Below are 19,116 nucleotides of genomic sequence, written 5' to 3'. Positions count from 1 at the left end.
ATTAAAAATCAAAGCAAATTAAGCCAATTCTCATCTAGTCTTTTAATTTTCTGTGTTTCTTTATCAATAAAAACCCAAAGCGTAAGCGAATCTACCACCAAAATATCATTGCAATAAAACTCTACTTTTCTTGGTTGTCGAATTCCCTCAGGAGATTTAGGATAGGTTTTCACCGTAATTACATCTCCCAAATAAACCTGCTTTTTATATTGAATATGATGATCGAGAAGCATCCAGATGTCATTTGGAAAACCTAATTGATTTTTTACGGAATCCCAATGTTCACCAGCAATTTCTTCTACCCACTTTACATACTGCACATTGTTTACGTGATTGTTTACATCAATATGTTGCTCTGTAATCTTTATCTGCTTTTCAAAAATCAAACTCATCTTCTTCAAATATTTACTCAAAAATAAAACATAAAAGCAGAACCTTCCCAAAATTGAGAAGGTTCTTAACAATTAAATTGAGTTAAAATGATCTTTTTAATATTTTTTTCTGTTAGAAAAAGGCAAAGGCGCTAGGAAATTTACAAATTATATGTTTTTAAGGCGCAAAGATTTTATCTTTGATAAAATTTACGACTTTTAATATTGAAAATCTTTGATTTTCTTGCGCCTTAAAACATTATAAATTTCATTAATCTTTGCTTCTTAGCGTTTTCCAACAAATTATTTTAATGAAACTGCGCTGTTTCCGTAGAATCTTTCATCGCAACAGTCGCCGAAGAACCTCCTGTAACAATATTCTGAATCTCATCAAAATATCCTGTTCCAACAAAAGATTGATGTTTCACTGCCCTGAAACCTTTTTGTTGCAAAGCAAACTCTCTTTCCTGCAGTTCAGAATAACCTGCCATTCCTTTTTCTTTATATGCTAAAGCCAGTTCAAACATTGCCGTATTCAATGCATGGAAACCAGCCAATGTGATAAATTGAAATTTATAACCCATTTTTGCCAATTCTTCTCTGAAATTCAGCATCTCATCTACCGAAAGTCTTGCTGCCCAGTTGAAAGACGGCGAACAATTATAAGCAAGCATTTTTCCCGGAAACTTCGCATGAATTCCTTCTGCAAATTGTTTTGCCTGTTCCAAATCAGGATTTGAAGTTTCCATCCAAATTAAATCTGCATAAGGAGCATAAGACAAGCCTCTGTCAATTCCTTGCTCTACTCCATTTTTCACGACATAAAAACCTTCGGAAGTTCTCTCCCCTGTCACAAATTTCTTATCCCTGTCATCAATATCTGAAGTCAACAAATCTGCAGCATCAGCATCTGTTCTTGCGATAATTAAGCTCGGAACACCTAAAACATCCGCTGCCAAACGAGCCGAAATCAACTTATTAATCGCTTCCTGAGTTGGAACCAAAACTTTTCCTCCTAAATGACCACATTTTTTTGCGGAAGACAGCTGATCTTCAAAATGAACCGCCGCCGCTCCAGCTTCTATCATCTGCTTCATTAATTCATAAGCATTCAGATTTCCACCAAAACCTGCTTCTGCATCTGCAATAATCGGAACCAAATATTCTTTCTCTCCACCTCCGTTTACCGATTGTATTTGATCGGCTCTCAACAAAGCATTATTTATTTTTTTCACCACAGAAGGCACTGAATTCGCAGGATACAAAGACTGATCAGGATACATTTCACCAGACAAATTGGCATCGGCCGCAACCTGCCATCCTGAAAGATAAATCGCTTCCAATCCCGCATCAACTTCCTGTACTGCCTGATTGCCGGTTAAAGCTCCTAATCCTGCAACGAAATCTTGAGAATTTAGTTTATTCCAAAATTTCTTTGACATTTCGGTCGCAATCGTGTACTCTAATTGGTAAGAACCACGAAGTTTTAAAACATCTTCTGCTGTATAAGGTCTTTTCACACCTTTCCAACGTGGATTTCCCAACCAGTCTTTTTCTATTTCCTGAATTTGATCTTGTTTTGTTTTCATAATATTTGGATTTTAAAATTTTGTTTTGAGTTGCGGGGTTCGGGATTCGAGTTGCAAAATTTGGGGTTTTAGAGTCGCTTCGTCAGTTCTAGTGTTTTTCGTAGCAAAGCGGAGAAAAATGTATCGAGAACCAGTGAAGTTCAAACAAAATTTGTCCTATGCTCAACAACTTCTCGATATGATTTTTTTCAAAAATCTACTTGAAGTAACGGAAAACCTCCAGCTCCCATTTAAATAAAAGGATATGCTTTTAAGGTTAAAAATTCTTCAAAATTCTCACAAAAAATGAGTTCGTTAAAAAGTTCTTTTGCCAAACTGAATTTTCCGTTTTTGAAACGATCTGCTCCGATATATTTTTCGATTCTTTCTAATTCTTCAAATTCCCATTGAAGAATCATTTCTCTTGTCAATGTTCGCTCATCATTGAGAACAGCATCATTTTTCAGCCATTGCCAAATTTGGGTTCTAGAAATTTCTGCAGTCGCTGCATCTTCCATCAAATTGTAAATAGCTGCAGCTCCCGTTCCCATTAGCCATGATTCAATATAGAGAATCCCAACGTTGATATTTTTACGGACACCCTTTTCAGTAATTTCACCTTTTGGAATTTCCAGTAAATCTTTTTCGGTAATTTTATAATAAAACTTTTTATCGATTTGATTTTTTTCTGGCATAAATTGATCAAAAATATCTTTCGCTACAGAAACTAAAGCAGGATGTGCCACCCAAGTTCCATCGTGACCATTTTTCACTTCTCTTTCTTTATCAGCTCTTACTTTTCCGAAGGCTACGCTATTCGCTTCATAATCATTTTTAATAGGAATTTGTGCCGCCATACCACCAATTGCGTGAACATTTCTTTTGTGGCAAATTTCAATTACCCTTTTTGAATACGCATTCATAAAAGGTGAAATCATCGTTACCTGATCTCTATCTGGAACGATAAATTCAGGAAGATTTCTGAATTTTTTAATGAACGAAAAAATATAATCCCATCGTCCGCAATTCAAACCGGAGCTGTGCTTTTTTAATTCAAATAAAATTTCATCAATCTGAAAAGAAGCCGTAATTGTTTCAATTAAAACAGTTGCTTTGATTGTTCCTTCTGGAATTTCAAGATAATTTTGAGCAAAAACAAAAACTTCATTCCACCAACGGGCTTCTTTGTAATGCTCTAATTTTGGAAGATAAAAATAGGTTACACTACCGTTTTCCATCAACTTTTTTATGTTTCTGAAAAAATAAATTCCAAAATCAATTAATGAAGCTGAAGCCTGCTCATCATTAATTTCAATATGCTTTTCATTCAAATGCAAACCTCTCGGACGAACCAACAAAACAGCAATCTTCTCATTTAATCGATATGATTTTCCTTGTTCATTTGTAAAATCAATTTGTCGACTGATTGCATCTGACAAATTGATTTGCCCTTCCATACAATTTTTCCAAGTTGGAGAATTACTGTCTTCAAAATCTGCCATAAAGGTTGAAGCACCAGAATTCAAAGCATTGATAATCATTTTCCTATCAACAGGTCCGGTAATTTCTACTCTTCTGTCGAGCAAATCTTCAGGAAGTGGTGCGCAAACCCAATTTCCAGTTCTGATTTTTTCTGTTTCAGATAAAAATCTTGGAAGAATTCCTTGATTAAACTCCTGTTGCGTTTTTTTTCTTTCTTCTAAAAGTTCTAATCTTTTAGGATTAAAATTCTGATGAAGCTCAACCAGAAAATCTACCAAATCATTGGTGAAAATTTCTTCAAATTGTTGCTGTGCATTTATTTTTAATTGAGTTTTAGTTTCCATAACGTGTTGATTTTGTGATTCGACATTACAAACCTAAATAAAAATTTTCACACACAGCGAACGTTCGCTAAATTTATTTTAAAAATTATTATGCGAAAAATCGCTTCTAAATCTTATATTTGAATTATGAATTCGGACAGTGATTTTATCAAAACAGTTTTCGGACTAAAACTAAAACAGCAAAGACAACGGAAAAATTGGTCTTTGCAGGCTCTTGCGTTGAAAACTGGTTTATCTAAATCTTACCTCAACGAAATTGAAAACGGAAAAAAATATCCGAAACATGATAAAATCATTCAGCTTTCAGAATCTCTGAATTGCACATTTGATGATTTGGTTTCTACAAAACTGGATAAAAGTTTAGCTCCTTTTAACGAAATTTTACAGTCTGATTTTTTTAAAGAAATTCCTTTGGATCTTTTCGGAATCAACAAGAACAATCTCATCAGTATCATCAGCGATGCTCCCAAAAAAGTGACTGCTTTTATCAACGCTTTGATTGAAATTTCACAGAATTACAATCTGGGAAAAGAACGATTTTACTTCGCTGTTCTGCGATCTTTTCAGGAATTGTATGATAATTATTTCCCTGAGATTGAAGACAAAGCTTTGCAATTTGCAGACAAAAACCAATTAGAAATTGGCAAAAATCTACAGCCTGATATTTTAGAAAATATTTTAGCTGAAAAATTTAATTATAAAATTCAATCAGAAGATTTCGAACAATATGGAACGTTGGATAATCTCCGTTCACTATTTATTCCTGAAAAAAAATTGTTGCTTTTAAATCAAAAATTAGAAAAAGATCAAAAGACTTTTATACTTTCAAAAGAAATAGCTTTTAATGTTTTAGAATTAAAAAATCGTCCAAACACTTATTCATGGCTTGATTTTGGAAGCTTTGAAGAAATTTTAAATAATTTTTATGCTTCTTATTTTGCCGGAGCTTTATTAATTTCAAAACAGAAAACGATTGAAAAAACTTCTGAATTTTTCCTTCAAAATGATTGGAAGCCAAAGAACTTCGAAAGTTTAATTGAGAATTTCACCCATTCACCTGAAACTTTTTACTATCGATTAACCAATGTACTTTCTTCAGAACTAGGAATTAAAGATTTGTTTTATTTGTGTTTGGTAAAAAAGAAAAATTCAGATAAAATACATATTTTAAAGGAATTACATCTTAATCATCAACAAGCTCCTCACGCCAATGCAACGAACGAACATTATTGCAGAAGATGGATTGCGATTAAAAACCTGCACGATTTAACTGAAAACGAGACTTTGACCGATGCACAAATTTCTCATTACAAAGACCAAGGTGTAAGTTATTTGGTTATTTCAACCTCGCAGAAAAACCCGTTCTCTGATGGAAGCAACAGAAGCTATTGCTTGGGAATTTTACTGAATTCGCAGACCATCAAGAAAATCAATTTTATTAAATCTGAGACATTAAAAACCGTCAATGTTGGTGTAACTTGTGAATCTTGCAGTATTGCCGACTGCGAAGTGAGACAGTCGCCACCGATTCGTCTGGAAAAAGAATATTTTAATTCGAGCATGAAAAATGCAATTGAGAAAATTCGCAAAGATTTTTAGGCTGGGAGTTTGAAGCTGGATGATGGAAGCTTAATATATTGAGAATATTTTTAAACTTAATAAATTTTCGCAAAAATTTAATATCAACTATTTGATAGTTTATTACTCGATAAAGCACCTCTACATTTTTGAAAAATAAACTTTGTTTATTTAAATTAAGAGCATTCAGTCAAACTTCATATAAAACATCCAACTTCAAGCCTACATCTTCCAGCCAAAATCACTATCTTAGTTTCATAAAACACACAAATGATTTTAGATATTTTCTTTCCCAATCGCTGCATTCACTGCAACCGAATTATTGACGGCGACTTGCTTGTCTGTAATGTTTGTTTTGAGCAAATTCACTTTACCCATTTCAACTTTTTCGAGAACAATTATATTCTGGAGAAATGTAAACTTCTCTTTCCTATTGAAAATGCTTTTGCATTAATGCAGTTTGAAAAGGAAAATTTAAGCCGAAAAATTATTCACGAATTAAAATATAAAAGTCGAGAAAAAGTTGGAAAGATTTTAGCAGAATGGACGACGGAACGACTAGATTTTAAAAATGAAAAGCCTGATTTATTAGTTTCAGTCCCATTACATCCGAAGAAACTAAAGGAAAGAGGCTATAATCAGCTTCATTTATTTACGGAAATATTATCGAAGTTTTACGAAATTCCTTTTAGTCATGATTTAATTAAAAGAAACTATTATTCAAAAGCGCAAGCTTTGAAAAACAGACAACATCGTTTAGAAATCGAAAACACGTTTTCTATCACCAAAAATATTTCAGGGAAAAACATTTTATTGATTGATGATGTTTTCACTACCGGGAACACACTTTCTTCTATTGCCTGGGAAATTTTGAAAACCGGAAATAATAAGGTAAATATTTTGGTGATGGCAATGGATGAGTAAATTTAACTTCAAAAAAAAGAAAAAAAAATCCATCTCACACCTGAGACGGATTCTTATATATATTTTTGTTAAATGTAACTCTCGATAAAAACTTATCTCTGAAGTTTTTCTCCATAACTTAAATCTCCGGCATCACCTAAACCTGGCGTAATATACCCTTTGGAAGTTAAATCTTCATCAATTGCTCCGACCCATATTTTTGCATCGGGATAAGCTTTTTCAATAGTTTCTACTCCTTGTCTTGAGGCAATTGCTGCAACGATGTGAAGTTGAGTTGGCGTACCATTAGTCAGCAAATCTTTGATTGCTTCAATTAAAGAAGCTCCGGTTGCCAACATAGGATCTGCAACGATTAAAGGTCTTCCATCGATACTAGGACAGGTTAAATAATCTTGTTTGATTGAAAAATAATCGTTGGCATCGTGTTTTCTATATGCAGCTACAAAACCACAATCTGCTTTGTCTAAATAATTTAAAATCCCTTCAAATAAAGGAACTCCTGCTCTCAAAATTGTAGTAATTACGGGTTGAACAGCAATTTCTTTTACTGTAATCTTATCTAAAGGTGTCTGAATTTCAACTTCTACCTGCTCTAAACTTTTGCTGATTTCAAATGCTGCGATTTCACCGATTCTTTCCATATTTCTACGGAATCTCATTCGGTCATGCTGAATTTCTACATTTCGAAGTTCGTTGATCCAGGTATTAACTAAAGAAAATTGTTGTGAAAGTATTACTGTCATGATTTGAATTTGAAAATTTGTGAATTTGAAAATGAGATAATGAAATTAATTTTCAAATTAACCCATTTCCAAATTCTCAAATTAATTTATTTCTGTCTGAAATATACTTCAATTGGAACTCCGGTAAATCCGAATTGTTTTCTCAATTGATTTTCAGTAAATCTTTTGTATGGTTCTTTTACGTATTGCGGTAAATTACAGAAAAACACAAACTGTGGTGACGGCGTTGGAAGCTGCACACAATATTTGATTTTGATATACTTTCCTTTGTTTGCCGGCGGTGGAGTTGATTCGAAAATCGGTAGCATAATTTCGTTTAACTTAGACGTTTTAATTTTCTTCTTACGGTCTTCGTAAACAGTCATTGCCATTTCTACAGCTTTCAAAATTCTCTGCTTCGTTAATGCCGAAACAAACAAAATTGGAATATCACTGAACTGCCCGATTTTATCTCTGATTGATTTTTCGAAATCTCTAATTGTATTGGTATGCTTATCTTCCACCAAATCCCATTTATTGATTACAATTACAATACCTTTTCTGTTTTTCTGAGCCAAACCGAAAATATTCATGTCCTGAGATTCCCATCCTTGAGTAGCATCAACCATGATGATAACTACATCAGAATATTCGATTGAACGAATAGATCTCATTACAGAATAGAATTCTAAATCTTCGTTTACTTTAGATTTACGACGCATACCCGCTGTATCTACCAACACAAACTCGTGTCCGAATTTATTATACAACGTCTGAATACTGTCTCTCGTCGTTCCTGCAACATCAGTTACAATATTTCTTTCCGTATCAAGCAACGCATTAGTCATCGTAGATTTCCCTACGTTTGGACGACCTGCAATGGTGATTTTTGGCAACCCTTCAAAAGGATCTTTATAATCTGTAGTTGGGAAATCTCTTACGATATCATCTAATATTTCTCCTGTTCCTGATCCGGTTGCAGAAGAAATAGTATAATATTTATCGATTCCTAACTGGTAAAATTCTGTAGCATCAATTTCCTCTTTTGCAGAGTCTACTTTATTAATAACAATATAAGTAGGTTTATTTGATCTTCTCAACATCTCATGAATCTCATGATCTGTATCGGTAAGACCTTCTTCTACATTCAGCATAAAGATAATTGATGTAGCTTCATCAATTGCCAACTGCACCTGCTTAGAAATTTCACCCTGAAAAACGTCATCGTTATTTACATCATAACCTCCTGTATCGATTACAGTAAAATCTACACCATTCCAGTCAGATTTTCCGTAATGACGGTCTCTGGTTACCCCTGAAGTAGAGTCTACAATAGCCTCTCTTCTTTCTAATAAACGATTAAATAACGTGGATTTTCCTACGTTGGGACGCCCAACAATAGCAACAATATTTGACATAAAAAATGTTTAATAATCCTTCGACAAAGCGATAGGATAAGATTATCAATGAGTTACTCCAACTTTTGGAGCTCAATTTTTTGCAAAGGTAAGGCTTTATTATTTAGTATTTTAAAAATCATTAATATAATTACCTCATTCGCAAACCCATACTTAATATTTTTTTCTTATTTTTAATCTTTTAGGCATTTGATTTGTTCTACACTGAAGGCTTTCAAAAACTTCACTATGAAAAAAATACTATTTATAATTTTGGTTGCTTTTGTGATTATTCAGTTTTTTCCTATTGATAAAACCAACAAACCGCTGAATGCAGGAATGGATTTTTTAAAAATAAAAAACGTTAGTCCTGAAATAGCTGAGATGATTACCACATCATGCTACGACTGTCATTCTGATGAAACGAAATATCCTTGGTATACAAGTATTGCTCCGGCTTCGTGGTGGATAAAAAATCATATTGATGAAGGAAGAAAGCATCTTAATTTTTCTACATTTGCTACTTACGAACCCAAAAGGCAGATTCATAAAATGGAAGAATGTGTGGAAATGCTTGAAAAGCATGAAATGCCTTTAGAATCTTATTATTTGGGACATCAGGAAGCAAAATTAACAGACCCTCAAAGAAAAAAGTTGATTACTTATTTTAAAAGAGAGATTGAAGAAACAAAATTTAAAACTGAATAATAGAAATCATGCAAGAAATCTGGGAACAAAAACATATTGTATTTTTTGACGGTGAATGCGGTGTTTGTAATTTTTGGGTACAATGGATTTTGGAAAGAGATAAAAAAAACCAATTTATGTTTGCTTCTCTGCAATCAGATTTTGGCCAAAAGTTTTTATCCGAAAGAAAACTAGAAACTAAACAATTTAATACACTTTATCTTTGGAAACCTCATCAATACTATCTTGTAAAATCTAAAGCCGTTTTAAAAATCGCCAGTCTCTTAGGAGGAATTTATAAAACGTTGGTTATTGGTAAATTAATTCCCACATTTATAAGTGATAAAGTTTACGATAAAATCTCTGAAAACAGAATGAAACTTTCCGCTCAAAAGTGCTTCCTACCCGACCAACAACAAAAAAAGAAATTTATAGAAGTCTGATTTGGTTTAGATTTTGGTATCAGATTACTATTAAGAATTATTAAATTATCTCGTTAAATTTTTATAAACATTTAAGTTTTTCGAAACATTATTTTTATTAATCCATATATTTGCAGACTATGGAATACAATACCCAAAAAACTCATCTCAATATGCCAGAATATGGCAGAATTATACAACAGTTGGTTGAGCGTTGCAAAGAAGTTTCAGATAGAGAAGAAAGAAACGAAATGGCAATGGCAATCATTGATTTTATGGGTCAGAGAAACCCACAGCTCCGCGACGAAGAAAATTATAAACATAAACTTTGGGATCATCTTTACATTCTTGCCAATCATAGCCTGGATGTAGATTCCCCATACCCTTTCCCTACAAAAGAACAGCTTGAAGAAAAGCCCAAAAGAATGGAATACCCGAAACTTCAGGGTGATTTTAAATTCTACGGGAAAAGTATTCTTCAGTTAATTGAAAAAGCAATCGAGCTAGAACCAGGCGACGAAAAAGAAGCCCTAATCGAGGTGATTGCCAACAATATGAAAAAGTCTTACAATGTTTACAATAAAGAACATGTAACCGATGATGTAATTTTCCGTCATTTGAAAGAACTTTCAGCAAACAGATTAGACCTTACTAATATTGAGAGCTTAGATAAAAGTAAAATTTACTACGCCAACAATGCTAACAGGAATAATAACAATAACAATAAAAACACTAACAACAGAAATCAACCCGCAAAAAGAAGATTTAACAATAATAACAACAACAATAATCACAACAGAAGATAATGAGTGGAACATTTCAAATAAGAGGAGGAAAAAGGCTGCATGGAGAAATTACTCCACAAGGGGCAAAAAATGAAGCGCTTCAAATTTTATGTGCAGTTTTGCTAACGGATGAAGAGGTAAGAATTAAAAATATTCCAGACATCCACGATGTCAACAGACTGATTGAGATTTTGGGCGACTTCGGTGTAAAAGTGACCAAAAACGCTCATGGCGATTATACTTTCAAGGCAGACAATGTCAATTTTGATTATATTAAATCTAACGAATTTAAAAAAGACGGTGCTAAACTAAGAGGCTCAATCATGTTGATGGGACCGATGTTGGCTCGTTACGGTGAAGCGTATATGCCGACTCCGGGAGGTGACAAAATCGGAAGAAGAAGATTAGACACTCACTTTCAGGGTTTAGTAGAACTTGGGGCAGAATTTAATTATGATGACGAAGAGTGCTTCTATTCATTAAAAGCAAAAGAGCTGAACGGAAAATTTATCCTTTTGGAAGAAGCTTCTGTAACCGGAACCGCAAACATTGTAATGGCTGCAGCTTTAGCAAAAGGTAAAACCAGAATCTACAACGCAGCTTGCGAACCTTACTTACAGCAACTTTGCAAAATGCTTAACAGAATGGGGGCTAATATTTCAGGAATCGGTTCAAATTTATTAACGATTGAAGGAGTAACTCATCTAAACGGAACTGAGCACACTATGCTTCCGGATATGGTAGAAATAGGTTCTTGGATTGGGCTTGCTGCCATGACAAAATCTGAAATCACCATTAAAAATGTAAACTGGAATCAACTAGGTGTTATTCCAAACACATTCAGAAAGTTGGGGATTCAACTAGAACAAAGCGGTGACGACATTTACATTCCTTCTCAGGAACATTATAAAATCCAAAAATTCATCGACGGGTCTATTCTTACGGTTTCAGATGCACCTTGGCCAGGATTTACACCAGATTTGCTTTCAATTATTTTGGTTGTCGCTACTCAGGCAAAAGGAAGTCTTTTGGTACATCAAAAAATGTTTGAATCGAGACTATTCTTTGTTGATAAATTAATAGACATGGGCGCACAAATTATTTTATGTGATCCGCACAGAGCAACCGTTATCGGTTTAAACCAAGAATCTCCACTTCGTGGGACGACAATGGTTTCTCCAGACATCAGAGCAGGAAATGCACTTTTAATTGCAGCACTTTCAGCAGAAGGAAAATCAATCATCCACAATATTGAACAAATCGACCGTGGTTATGAAAATATCGACGGAAGATTGAAAGCTATTGGTGCAGATATTGAGAGAATTTAATTTTAGAAATTAGGAAAATTAATCTCTATTATTCAATATAAAAAGCGTTCAGAATTTATTTCCTGAACGCTTTTGTTTTTATTTCAATTATTATCAAAGCATCTTTATGAGCTTTTAATTAATTGAATATTTTTAAAACATACTCCTATGAAGCAAATTCAAAAGAGTTCTAAATAATTTTAAACATTAAGGAATTTTAATTTTTAAGGTTTTTTAAGCGAAAAATCAATGATTTTATTTAGCTCAGCACTTAAAGCGAAGCTCAACTTAATTTTTCTTTAATCTTATCATTCTTAATTGTTTAAATTTATTAAACCATTAAGAATGATAAGTTTTAAAAGTCTGCTTATGGCAATGGTTTACCAACCGCCGCCACCACCACCACCACCACCGCCGCCGGAAAATCCACCACCGCCAGATCCGGAGCCAGAACTGCTTCCAGAGCTTGAAGGTTGTGTCGCTGAAGACTGTATTGATTGTGTTAAGCTGGAATTAAGTACACTTGCCATCGCAAAATGATTCATTGATGAACCAACATACCAATTGCTTTGATATTCGTAAGACATTTTTTTGAGCAAATCATCGAATTTCTTGCCCCAAATTTCATCAACTCCCAAAACCATTGAAAAAGGCAATAATTTCTCGAAAGACTGTGGTGTCATTTCTGGTGGATTGTGAAATTTGATTTGTTGATTTTCGGCAGCTCCCATGTACATTTTGAATCCTTCAATCAAAGATTTTTTCCTCAGCTTTTCTTCTGATGGACGCTGAATTAAAAACTGATAAATAACCAGCGACATAAAACCTAAGACAATAAAAATATAACAAACATTAAAATTATTGTCAATCGTAAAATCACTTCCTTTATAAATAAGCATTCCTAAAAGCACGAAGGCAATGACCGGAAAAATCAGGAAAATCTTAAATAAACCTGGAAAAAATTTAAACAAAACAATCGCAACCACAAAGGCTATCGTTAAAACAACAAGAAGGAAAATTCCTAAAAATACTTTTTCAAATTCTGGAAAGATTGTAAAACTTATAAAAAGACCAAGAAAATAGACTCCTAAAATGACTAAGATGGGTACAATCAGTTTTTTAGAATTATTACCTTCGTTTAACATTTTATCATGCTGAAATTTCAAGGCTGATTGAAAACTTCGAACCGTCTGTTCGATTTTAGAATCATATTTTCCGTCAAATTTTATGCTGTCTGAAATATTAGAAAATAAGCTGTTCATCAGGTTAATTTCCTCTTTTGGCAAATCCTGATTTGCATTTTTTAGTTTTTTAACGGTAAACTGTTTCGATTTAAACAAACCGAAAATTCCGGAATCTTCATTTTCAACAATCTGCACGTATCCTTTTATCGCCAAATTGACCAAAGAAGCTGTGAGATATTTATTTTTAAAACTTTCACTGTGAATATACCCTAACGAAGCCGGCGACAAATCATCTGGCGAGTTAAACTGCGGATACACTGTAGGAGTTTCAGGGTCGATTCCGTATTTTTTCCACGTCGAGTAATAATAAAATAACAATCCTAAAAAGATGATAATTCCGGCAATTAAAACTCCGAATTTTTCCAGAAATGTAGGCGGTGGTGGCGGAACCATAATCCCTTTTTTAAAACCAACCGCAATTGTCAAACCTTCACCTGAACCTAAATCTTTCGCACTCCACTCTATCGAATGCTCTGAAAGAATTTTAGCCAAACAATCCTGAGAGTTACTTCCATAAACACCTTTATAACAAGAATTCTGAATAATTCCGGCTCCTTGCGGAAGATTTACCGTAGCAGAAATACTGTCAACCGGAAAATCCCATTCTGTTCCATTGACGTTCCAATACAGTTCGTCATATTTTTCAAAAAAGCCGATTTGCTTTTCTGTAGTATATTTTATTTCGTAATCATAATCTCCCGGAGATAGGATAATATCTTTATTTCCTATATAAATTTTAAGAAAACCATCTTCAATTTCCTCGTGATAATCTTCATCAACACCATTTTTCTTTACAGAAATGATATTGTATTTTACTTTTTGAGTATGATTATTGAGATTTCTCACCACAGGAAGGGTACGAAAAATCCCACGTTTAATTTCTTGCCCGAGACTATGCACTTTTATGTTCTCCGTAATATTCAATGCTGAGTTTTTGTCAACATTAATATCTGCATGAAAAGACAAAATCCTTTCGGAACCGCTCACAAAACCGTTCGATTCTTCACCAACAGCTACAGCACCTTCTGCTTCCTGTGCAAAGCCCAGTGAAAAGAAAATAAGAAAAAGAAAAGCGAAAATCTTTTTCATTCCTTAGAATTTTACGTTAGGAACTTCTCTGTCGGCAATGTTTTCAAGCTCAAAGAATTTAGACTTCTCAAATTTGTACATATTGGCGACAATATTGCTTGGGAAAGACTCTACCAAAGTATTGTTTTCTCTCACCGTTCCGTTGTAATATCTTCTGGATTTTTCTATATCGCTTTCTATTGATGTCAACTCTGCTTGTAATTGCTGGAAGTTTGCATTCGCTTTCAAGTCGGGGTATTGTTCTGCTACCGCAAATAAATTCATCATCGCCTGATTCAGATTTTTTTCTGCTGCTTCTTTACCTTCTACAGAATCTGCACTTACTGCTAAATTTCTAGCTTTTGTAACATTTTCTAAAGTTTCACGCTCGTGAGTCGCGTATCCTTTTACGGTTTCAACCAAATTAGGGATTAAGTCGTGACGTTTCTTAAGCATTACATCAATACTGCTCCAAGCCTCCTGAACAAGATTTCTCAATTTCACAAGACGATTGTAAATGGAAACCCCATAAAGTAATGCAATAACCAAAACACCACCAATAATAAGTGCGATCATAATTTTGTAATTTAATTTATATTAAAAATAATCTTTTTCTCGGAAAATTGAATAAAATATATCTTCTACTTTTAACTTGAAACAAAAGGTAGCAAAAATTCAAGACTGGAACCTTTCGCTAAAAATTGAAATTCACTCCTAAAATCCCCAAAACTCGTGCGGATTAAATTATTTCTTTTGTTTTAAAGTCTTCTCCCGCACTCAAACAGTGGGAATTTTTTAACGGATTAAATTTCAATTTTCTTAACGCTACAGCTTCCTAAGTCAAAAAAGCATTACCGTTTAAATGCAGGGAAATGTAGAACCAAAAAAAGCGCTCAATAAATTGAACGCTCCTCAAACTATATGGACGTACAGCTCTATGAATACTTTCTACAGGTATATTCTACAGTGGTATTCAAAAGTTTATTATGATTCAGAAAAAATTCCAGTTCCTGAGATTCTTCCTGAGTGGCATTGATGTACAATTGAAATGAGCCAAAATTGTTTCCGTTCATATACTCCACATTTGCGCTTAATACTTTGTAACAAATCCCCATCTGCTGATAAATAGCATTTAAAAGATGATCAAATTTCATTTTCCCGTTCAGTTCTACTTCAAGAATTAATTCTTTTCTGGTAAGGTTTACATTTTTAGGCAAAGCCTGCGCGTTGGGTGTAATCATAACTAAAACATTTTTGATTAAATAATACTTTCTGAATTACATATTTTTAAATATTTACTCATTAATTCTTTCACAAAAGTATAAAAAAATATTAGTCTACCAAATTAGTAGGGTAGTATTTTTAAAATTTATCAAAAAAAGAGAAACTTTTCAGTTTCTCTAGTGTTAGTCATTACAAATGATTAGAAAAAAGGCATTATAATTCTTTTATTCTCTCGATTTTTTCTGATGCGGCTAAACCATTCGGATTGCACCCCAATTCACCTTCCGGAACTTTAAGATTTTTTTTAGCATAAAACTCTTCCCAAAACACGTTTATCTTCCCTGTTTTAGGATCAATGAAAGTCATTGGTTCTAGCGTAAAGATTTTATCTTTTCTAAATGCTCTTTCGATATAATCTGAGCAGTAATAGGAATTTTCATCTAAAATATAATTGAAATTATACGGCTTCCCCAACATTGAATTCGCTTTTTCAATCGCCCCAGGAATATTTTTCTGAAACTGAGGTTTTAATCGATACACAACAACTTTTTGCCCATCATTAGCTTGATCTTTTAGAAATTCATTAAAATTCTGTTTTTGCGAACCTCCTTTTGGAGCAGCATGCAGCACAAAGACGCCGCTTTTATCTTTCTGTAAAATTCCGATATGATCAAAAGATGCATTTTTCTGCTTTTGAGTGACATTATTAATTGCTCCCGACAAACCAGTTTCTTTAGCGGTGACAAATAATAAATCTCCATTTTTTAAACCTAAATTCTGAGAATTTTTACAACTTAAGAAGCAAATCAAAATTGGAAAGAAGAAAGTCAACCGTAAGAATATTCTATTTTTTAAGATTGTTTTCATAAATATTGATCCATTCATCTACAGTCATTTTTTTACTCAGTTCGGCAATTAATTCAAAAGGAATGTCATCCATTTTTTTGAAACGGATGCAAGATTTCCCCATATCTAATTTTCTTTTTGAATGTTTAGGAAATTCTGCTACAAACAAGTCTAAAAGTTCAGGTTTTGCATACATTCCCATGTGATACAAGGCGATAAAATTTTTCTGAGAAGCCATTCCCATAAAAGGAAGCGCCGATCCCGGTGTACAATGATAACCCGAAGGATAAGTTTCTAAAGGAACATCCCAACCGACCATTCCGTAACTGACCCCAGTTTTAAAACCTTGAGGTAAATTGTCTGTAACCGTATCAAACATTTTCTTGAAAACCTCTTGTCTTTCTTCCGGAATTTTTGAGATATAATCTTCTACCGATATTGCGGGAATTTGCATTGTTTTAATTTTTATCAAATTTAAAATAAAAGACTTTACGAAGCTGAAATCTTATTAAAAATAAAAACAGCCTTACAAAAAATGTAAGACTGTTAAAAAAAATAATTCAAAAATAATTTACTTTTTGATGGCTTTCACTGTAGCTTGAGAACCATCTTTGAAATAAGTCGTAATCAAATACAGCCCTGATTTTAGTGAGCCTAAATTGATTTCTTTAGTAGGATTTTCAATAACTTTTACTGCTCTTCCTGCTAAGTCGAATACTTTTACTGTTTTCAAATCTTTAGTTTCAGAAAGATGTACTACATCATTGAAAGGATTTGGATAAATAGAAATTTCCTTAGCTTTCGCCCCAACTTCTGAAGTTGACAATAATGAGGCATCATAAGCAGAAACCTTAAACTGTCCGTTTGAAGAAGATGAATAGTTCCATACACCAATCAACAAAGTAGCTCCCGGAGTTTGACCAGTTAAAGTAACAAGAGAAAAATTTCCGTCACTTGAGGCGTCATCATCACAACCAATCTGCGTTAAGCTACCACAAGCCCCTGAATAAACTCCTAAAACAGTATCTGAAACAGAAGAATCAGTAACAGATTGTGTCTCTATTTTAATATTTCCACTTGCAGGAACTACGACAGAATACCAAGTATCGTTATAACCTGTAGTTTGACATGTATGAGTAGCGGTAGTATCAGTCGTTGTAGACGCTCCTACTGTTGAAGCAATAACAGGATTTGTTGCGAAAGTTCCTCCAGCAGTAAGAATAATCGGAGTAGAACATTCATCATTAATCGCTTTAGTACTTACAGCAACACTTACCCAAGCACTTAAATCAGTGGTCGTACATTTTGATCTTACCCATAAATAATACGTTGTACTTCCAGACGGCAGAGATACTGTAACCGATGTTCCAGCATTAGATGTTCCAGCTCCAGTAGGAGCAGTATTCGCTGTTGTATACGCATATTCATAACCATTTGCTGGTGCGTTTGTAGGTGCGGTCCAGCTTAATGTTGCAGAATTAGCAGTAACAGCTGATGTAGCAAGTGCAGTTGGCTCCAAACAAGTTGGCATGCTTTCCACAGTGATATCATCAAGATAAATTGATCTATAGGTTCCACCTAAATTATGTCTGAAGGCTAAATAAGAACCTCCACCAGATGGAATATTAACTGTATATTGAGCGTAATTTGATGTTATAATTGTTGTATTGAATGAAACAAATGTAGAAGGATCTGAAGGATTAGTTAAAGTTCCAACTTGCAAAGTATAGTTTGTGCTACCTTTTGCAAAAAATCTCACTCTTTTTGTACCATCAGACAATGCTACAGTTTGAGGAGACACCAACATTTGATTTCCTGTACTTGCCGAACCATTAGTTAAATAATAGCTATTCGCAGGAGAATTTGAATTATTATTGTTTACATAACCTGATCCCGTAAACCCACTGTTCTCTAAATACGACCAACACATTGGTGCATTGGTATTTGAACTAGAGCCAGCAGCTGTAGTATCAAAATTCTCTGAATAAGGAACGGTAAACGTAGAACAAGGCGTTGTAAATGTTGTACCATAAGCCCATTCTCCCAAAGATCCGCCACAGTTTGATCTTATCCAAACATGATATTTAGTCATCGGATTGATTCCCGTTGTAATGTTTGCAGCAATACCAGTAACAGCAGAAACCGTAGGTGTCGTACTGCTATTAGGAGCAACTGTAGACGAAGTATAATAAATATCATAACTTGTAGGAACTGTAGCAGGAGCCGTCCAACCAAGAGTAACAGAGCTCACAGCAACTGCGGAAGCTGTCATCGCTGTTGGTGCCAAACAAGTGGTATATCTATTTGCTGAAACACCAAAAATATTTACAAAACCGCCACCCGAATTTTTAGTAAAACTGATACTTTGTACCGTTTTAGACTGATTCGCAGCTGATATCGCTAATGGAACTTGATAAATTCTTGGGTTTGTACCTCCTCCGTCTTCCAAGGCGTTGGACGTAATTTTTACTCTTCCTATACCTTGTATGGCAAAATTTGACTGATCATACCAGTCACCAATTGATAAACCTGTAAACGTTTGGCTTGTGCTATCTGTAAAGTTTACAACAGCTGTTACAACTCCAGATCCGGAACCGCCAGTTGCTAAAATATATAAATTAAATGCTGCAGTAGGAGTACTAAAAGTTAATGTTCCCGCATCAGATACTGCATTCAGTTTTAAAGCATTATTGCCACTGTATGATGCCAATTGATAAGTCAATCCAGGAGTTGTCCCTACAACACCCATAAATTGCCCCGACGCAGGAAGACCATAAGTAAGTAAAGGACTTGTTGCTGTAGCTTGAAAATCTTTCGCTAAATAAGCATAGTCCACGGCATCTACAGGAGCAGTTGTGCTTGCTGTTGCATTTCCTATTCCATTAGCAATAACGTCATGTGTGAATCCACTTACAGTAACTGGGTGATAATATTGGCTGAATACCATAGGCGCATAGAAAAGCGCACAGAGATTGACAAACCCAAAGAGTTTTTTTCTTTTCATAATTATTTTTATTTAGTTCGGCGTAAAACTAAGAATTAAATCCAAAAACACCACATTTATTTTACAGTATTTTTAACAAATTAATAAAATTAACGAATTATAATTAATAACAAAAGACTTATTACGTTTCGAATTATACAATT

Annotated in this window: 17 protein-coding genes; 6 read left to right on the top strand and 11 right to left on the bottom strand. The window is 34.0% G+C overall.

Annotation, left to right across the window (positions count from 1 at the left end):
• Window positions 1-8: 8 nt before the first annotated feature.
• From LO744_RS04890 to aceB, 3 genes are all read right to left on the bottom strand, one after another.
• On the bottom strand, window positions 9-392 hold the full coding sequence (locus tag LO744_RS04890; RefSeq protein ID WP_230667455.1) for an acyl-CoA thioesterase: 384 nt from the start codon (window positions 390-392) through the stop codon (window positions 9-11).
• Window positions 393-679: 287 nt separating this feature from the next.
• Window positions 680-1,960, bottom strand: a complete 1,281-nt coding sequence (aceA, locus tag LO744_RS04885; RefSeq protein ID WP_230667454.1) for an isocitrate lyase — start codon at window positions 1,958-1,960, stop codon at window positions 680-682.
• A 230-nt stretch (window positions 1,961-2,190) separates the two neighbouring features.
• Entirely contained in the window at window positions 2,191-3,765 is a 1,575-nt protein-coding gene (gene aceB, locus LO744_RS04880) for a malate synthase A (protein ID WP_230667453.1), read from the bottom strand.
• A 126-nt stretch (window positions 3,766-3,891) separates the two neighbouring features.
• Between aceB and LO744_RS04875 the strand changes: the two genes are divergently transcribed.
• Together LO744_RS04875 and LO744_RS04870 are read left to right on the top strand one after the other, a co-directional pair.
• A complete protein-coding gene (locus LO744_RS04875) occupies window positions 3,892-5,364 on the top strand; it encodes a helix-turn-helix domain-containing protein (RefSeq protein ID WP_230667452.1) in 1,473 nt (490 codons plus the stop codon).
• A gap of 249 nt (window positions 5,365-5,613) precedes the next feature.
• On the top strand, window positions 5,614-6,267 hold the full coding sequence (locus tag LO744_RS04870) for a ComF family protein (RefSeq protein WP_230667451.1): 654 nt from the start codon (window positions 5,614-5,616) through the stop codon (window positions 6,265-6,267).
• Window positions 6,268-6,359: 92 nt separating this feature from the next.
• Here the strand turns inward: LO744_RS04870 and upp are convergent, their stop codons facing one another.
• Together upp and der are read right to left on the bottom strand one after the other, a co-directional pair.
• Complete coding sequence (upp, locus tag LO744_RS04865; RefSeq protein ID WP_230667450.1) at window positions 6,360-7,010, bottom strand: uracil phosphoribosyltransferase; 651 nt, start codon at window positions 7,008-7,010, stop codon at window positions 6,360-6,362.
• An 86-nt stretch (window positions 7,011-7,096) separates the two neighbouring features.
• Window positions 7,097-8,407, bottom strand: a complete 1,311-nt coding sequence (gene der, locus LO744_RS04860; RefSeq protein WP_230667449.1) for a ribosome biogenesis GTPase Der — start codon at window positions 8,405-8,407, stop codon at window positions 7,097-7,099.
• A gap of 228 nt (window positions 8,408-8,635) precedes the next feature.
• Here der and LO744_RS04855 point away from each other — a divergent pair, with 228 nt between their 5' ends.
• The 4 genes from LO744_RS04855 (at window position 8,636) to murA (ending at window position 11,608) form a co-directional block, all read left to right on the top strand.
• Window positions 8,636-9,094 carry a heme-binding domain-containing protein gene (locus tag LO744_RS04855; protein ID WP_230667448.1) on the top strand — a complete coding sequence of 153 codons (459 nt, stop codon included), beginning with the start codon at window positions 8,636-8,638 and terminating at the stop codon, window positions 9,092-9,094.
• An 8-nt stretch (window positions 9,095-9,102) separates the two neighbouring features.
• Complete coding sequence (locus tag LO744_RS04850) at window positions 9,103-9,516, top strand: thiol-disulfide oxidoreductase DCC family protein (protein WP_230667447.1); 414 nt, start codon at window positions 9,103-9,105, stop codon at window positions 9,514-9,516.
• 119 nt (window positions 9,517-9,635) lie between these two features.
• The gene (locus LO744_RS04845; RefSeq protein WP_230667446.1) at window positions 9,636-10,301 is read left to right on the top strand and encodes a DUF4290 domain-containing protein; all 666 of its coding nucleotides are present in this window, start codon (window positions 9,636-9,638) and stop codon (window positions 10,299-10,301) included.
• Window positions 10,301-11,608 carry a UDP-N-acetylglucosamine 1-carboxyvinyltransferase gene (gene murA / locus LO744_RS04840; protein WP_230667445.1) on the top strand — a complete coding sequence of 436 codons (1,308 nt, stop codon included), beginning with the start codon at window positions 10,301-10,303 and terminating at the stop codon, window positions 11,606-11,608. The genes LO744_RS04845 and murA overlap by 1 nt, the downstream gene beginning before the upstream one ends.
• 359 nt (window positions 11,609-11,967) lie before the next feature.
• On the opposite strand, the gene LO744_RS04835 is transcribed toward murA, so the two are convergent.
• From LO744_RS04835 to LO744_RS04810, 6 genes are all read right to left on the bottom strand, one after another.
• A complete protein-coding gene (locus LO744_RS04835; protein WP_230667444.1) occupies window positions 11,968-13,920 on the bottom strand; it encodes a DUF2207 domain-containing protein in 1,953 nt (650 codons plus the stop codon).
• Window positions 13,921-13,923: 3 nt separating this feature from the next.
• Entirely contained in the window at window positions 13,924-14,475 is a 552-nt protein-coding gene (locus LO744_RS04830; protein WP_230667443.1) for a LemA family protein, read from the bottom strand.
• A gap of 359 nt (window positions 14,476-14,834) precedes the next feature.
• On the bottom strand, window positions 14,835-15,140 hold the full coding sequence (locus tag LO744_RS04825; RefSeq protein ID WP_230667442.1) for an NIL domain-containing protein: 306 nt from the start codon (window positions 15,138-15,140) through the stop codon (window positions 14,835-14,837).
• A 196-nt stretch (window positions 15,141-15,336) separates the two neighbouring features.
• A complete protein-coding gene (locus tag LO744_RS04820) occupies window positions 15,337-15,990 on the bottom strand; it encodes a YiiX/YebB-like N1pC/P60 family cysteine hydrolase (RefSeq protein WP_230667441.1) in 654 nt (217 codons plus the stop codon).
• A complete protein-coding gene (locus LO744_RS04815; protein ID WP_230667440.1) occupies window positions 15,968-16,423 on the bottom strand; it encodes a DUF1801 domain-containing protein in 456 nt (151 codons plus the stop codon). Before LO744_RS04815 ends, LO744_RS04820 begins: the two co-directional genes overlap by 23 nt.
• A 117-nt stretch (window positions 16,424-16,540) precedes the next feature.
• Complete coding sequence (locus LO744_RS04810) at window positions 16,541-18,973, bottom strand: fibronectin type III domain-containing protein (RefSeq protein WP_230667439.1); 2,433 nt, start codon at window positions 18,971-18,973, stop codon at window positions 16,541-16,543.
• Window positions 18,974-19,116 lie beyond the last annotated feature (143 nt).

It is taken from the genome of Chryseobacterium turcicum, assembly GCF_021010565.1.
Classification (GTDB): Bacteria; Bacteroidota; Bacteroidia; order Flavobacteriales; family Weeksellaceae; genus Chryseobacterium; species Chryseobacterium turcicum.
Note: the sequence above shows the minus strand (reverse complement) of the source record. Positions and strands in the feature narration are given on the sequence as shown.

Bases quoted from the DNA above. Each gene is read 5' to 3' on its own strand.
- LO744_RS04875 (WP_230667452.1), top strand. From the start codon at position 3,892: ATGAATTCGGACAGTGATTTTATCAAAACAGTTTTCGGACTAAAACTA.
- LO744_RS04825 (WP_230667442.1), bottom strand. From the start codon at position 15,140: ATGATTACACCCAACGCGCAGGCTTTGCCTAAAAATGTAAACCTTACC.
- aceB (WP_230667453.1), bottom strand. From the start codon at position 3,765: ATGGAAACTAAAACTCAATTAAAAATAAATGCACAGCAACAATTTGAA.
- LO744_RS04870 (WP_230667451.1), top strand. From the start codon at position 5,614: ATGATTTTAGATATTTTCTTTCCCAATCGCTGCATTCACTGCAACCGA.
- LO744_RS04850 (WP_230667447.1), top strand. From the start codon at position 9,103: ATGCAAGAAATCTGGGAACAAAAACATATTGTATTTTTTGACGGTGAA.
- LO744_RS04845 (WP_230667446.1), top strand. From the start codon at position 9,636: ATGGAATACAATACCCAAAAAACTCATCTCAATATGCCAGAATATGGC.
- der (WP_230667449.1), bottom strand. From the start codon at position 8,407: ATGTCAAATATTGTTGCTATTGTTGGGCGTCCCAACGTAGGAAAATCC.
- murA (WP_230667445.1), top strand. From the start codon at position 10,301: ATGAGTGGAACATTTCAAATAAGAGGAGGAAAAAGGCTGCATGGAGAA.
- LO744_RS04830 (WP_230667443.1), bottom strand. From the start codon at position 14,475: ATGATCGCACTTATTATTGGTGGTGTTTTGGTTATTGCATTACTTTAT.
- LO744_RS04855 (WP_230667448.1), top strand. From the start codon at position 8,636: ATGAAAAAAATACTATTTATAATTTTGGTTGCTTTTGTGATTATTCAG.
- LO744_RS04815 (WP_230667440.1), bottom strand. From the start codon at position 16,423: ATGCAAATTCCCGCAATATCGGTAGAAGATTATATCTCAAAAATTCCG.
- LO744_RS04835 (WP_230667444.1), bottom strand. From the start codon at position 13,920: ATGAAAAAGATTTTCGCTTTTCTTTTTCTTATTTTCTTTTCACTGGGC.
- LO744_RS04890 (WP_230667455.1), bottom strand. From the start codon at position 392: ATGAGTTTGATTTTTGAAAAGCAGATAAAGATTACAGAGCAACATATT.
- aceA (WP_230667454.1), bottom strand. From the start codon at position 1,960: ATGAAAACAAAACAAGATCAAATTCAGGAAATAGAAAAAGACTGGTTG.
- LO744_RS04820 (WP_230667441.1), bottom strand. From the start codon at position 15,990: ATGAAAACAATCTTAAAAAATAGAATATTCTTACGGTTGACTTTCTTC.
- LO744_RS04810 (WP_230667439.1), bottom strand. From the start codon at position 18,973: ATGAAAAGAAAAAAACTCTTTGGGTTTGTCAATCTCTGTGCGCTTTTC.
- upp (WP_230667450.1), bottom strand. From the start codon at position 7,010: ATGACAGTAATACTTTCACAACAATTTTCTTTAGTTAATACCTGGATC.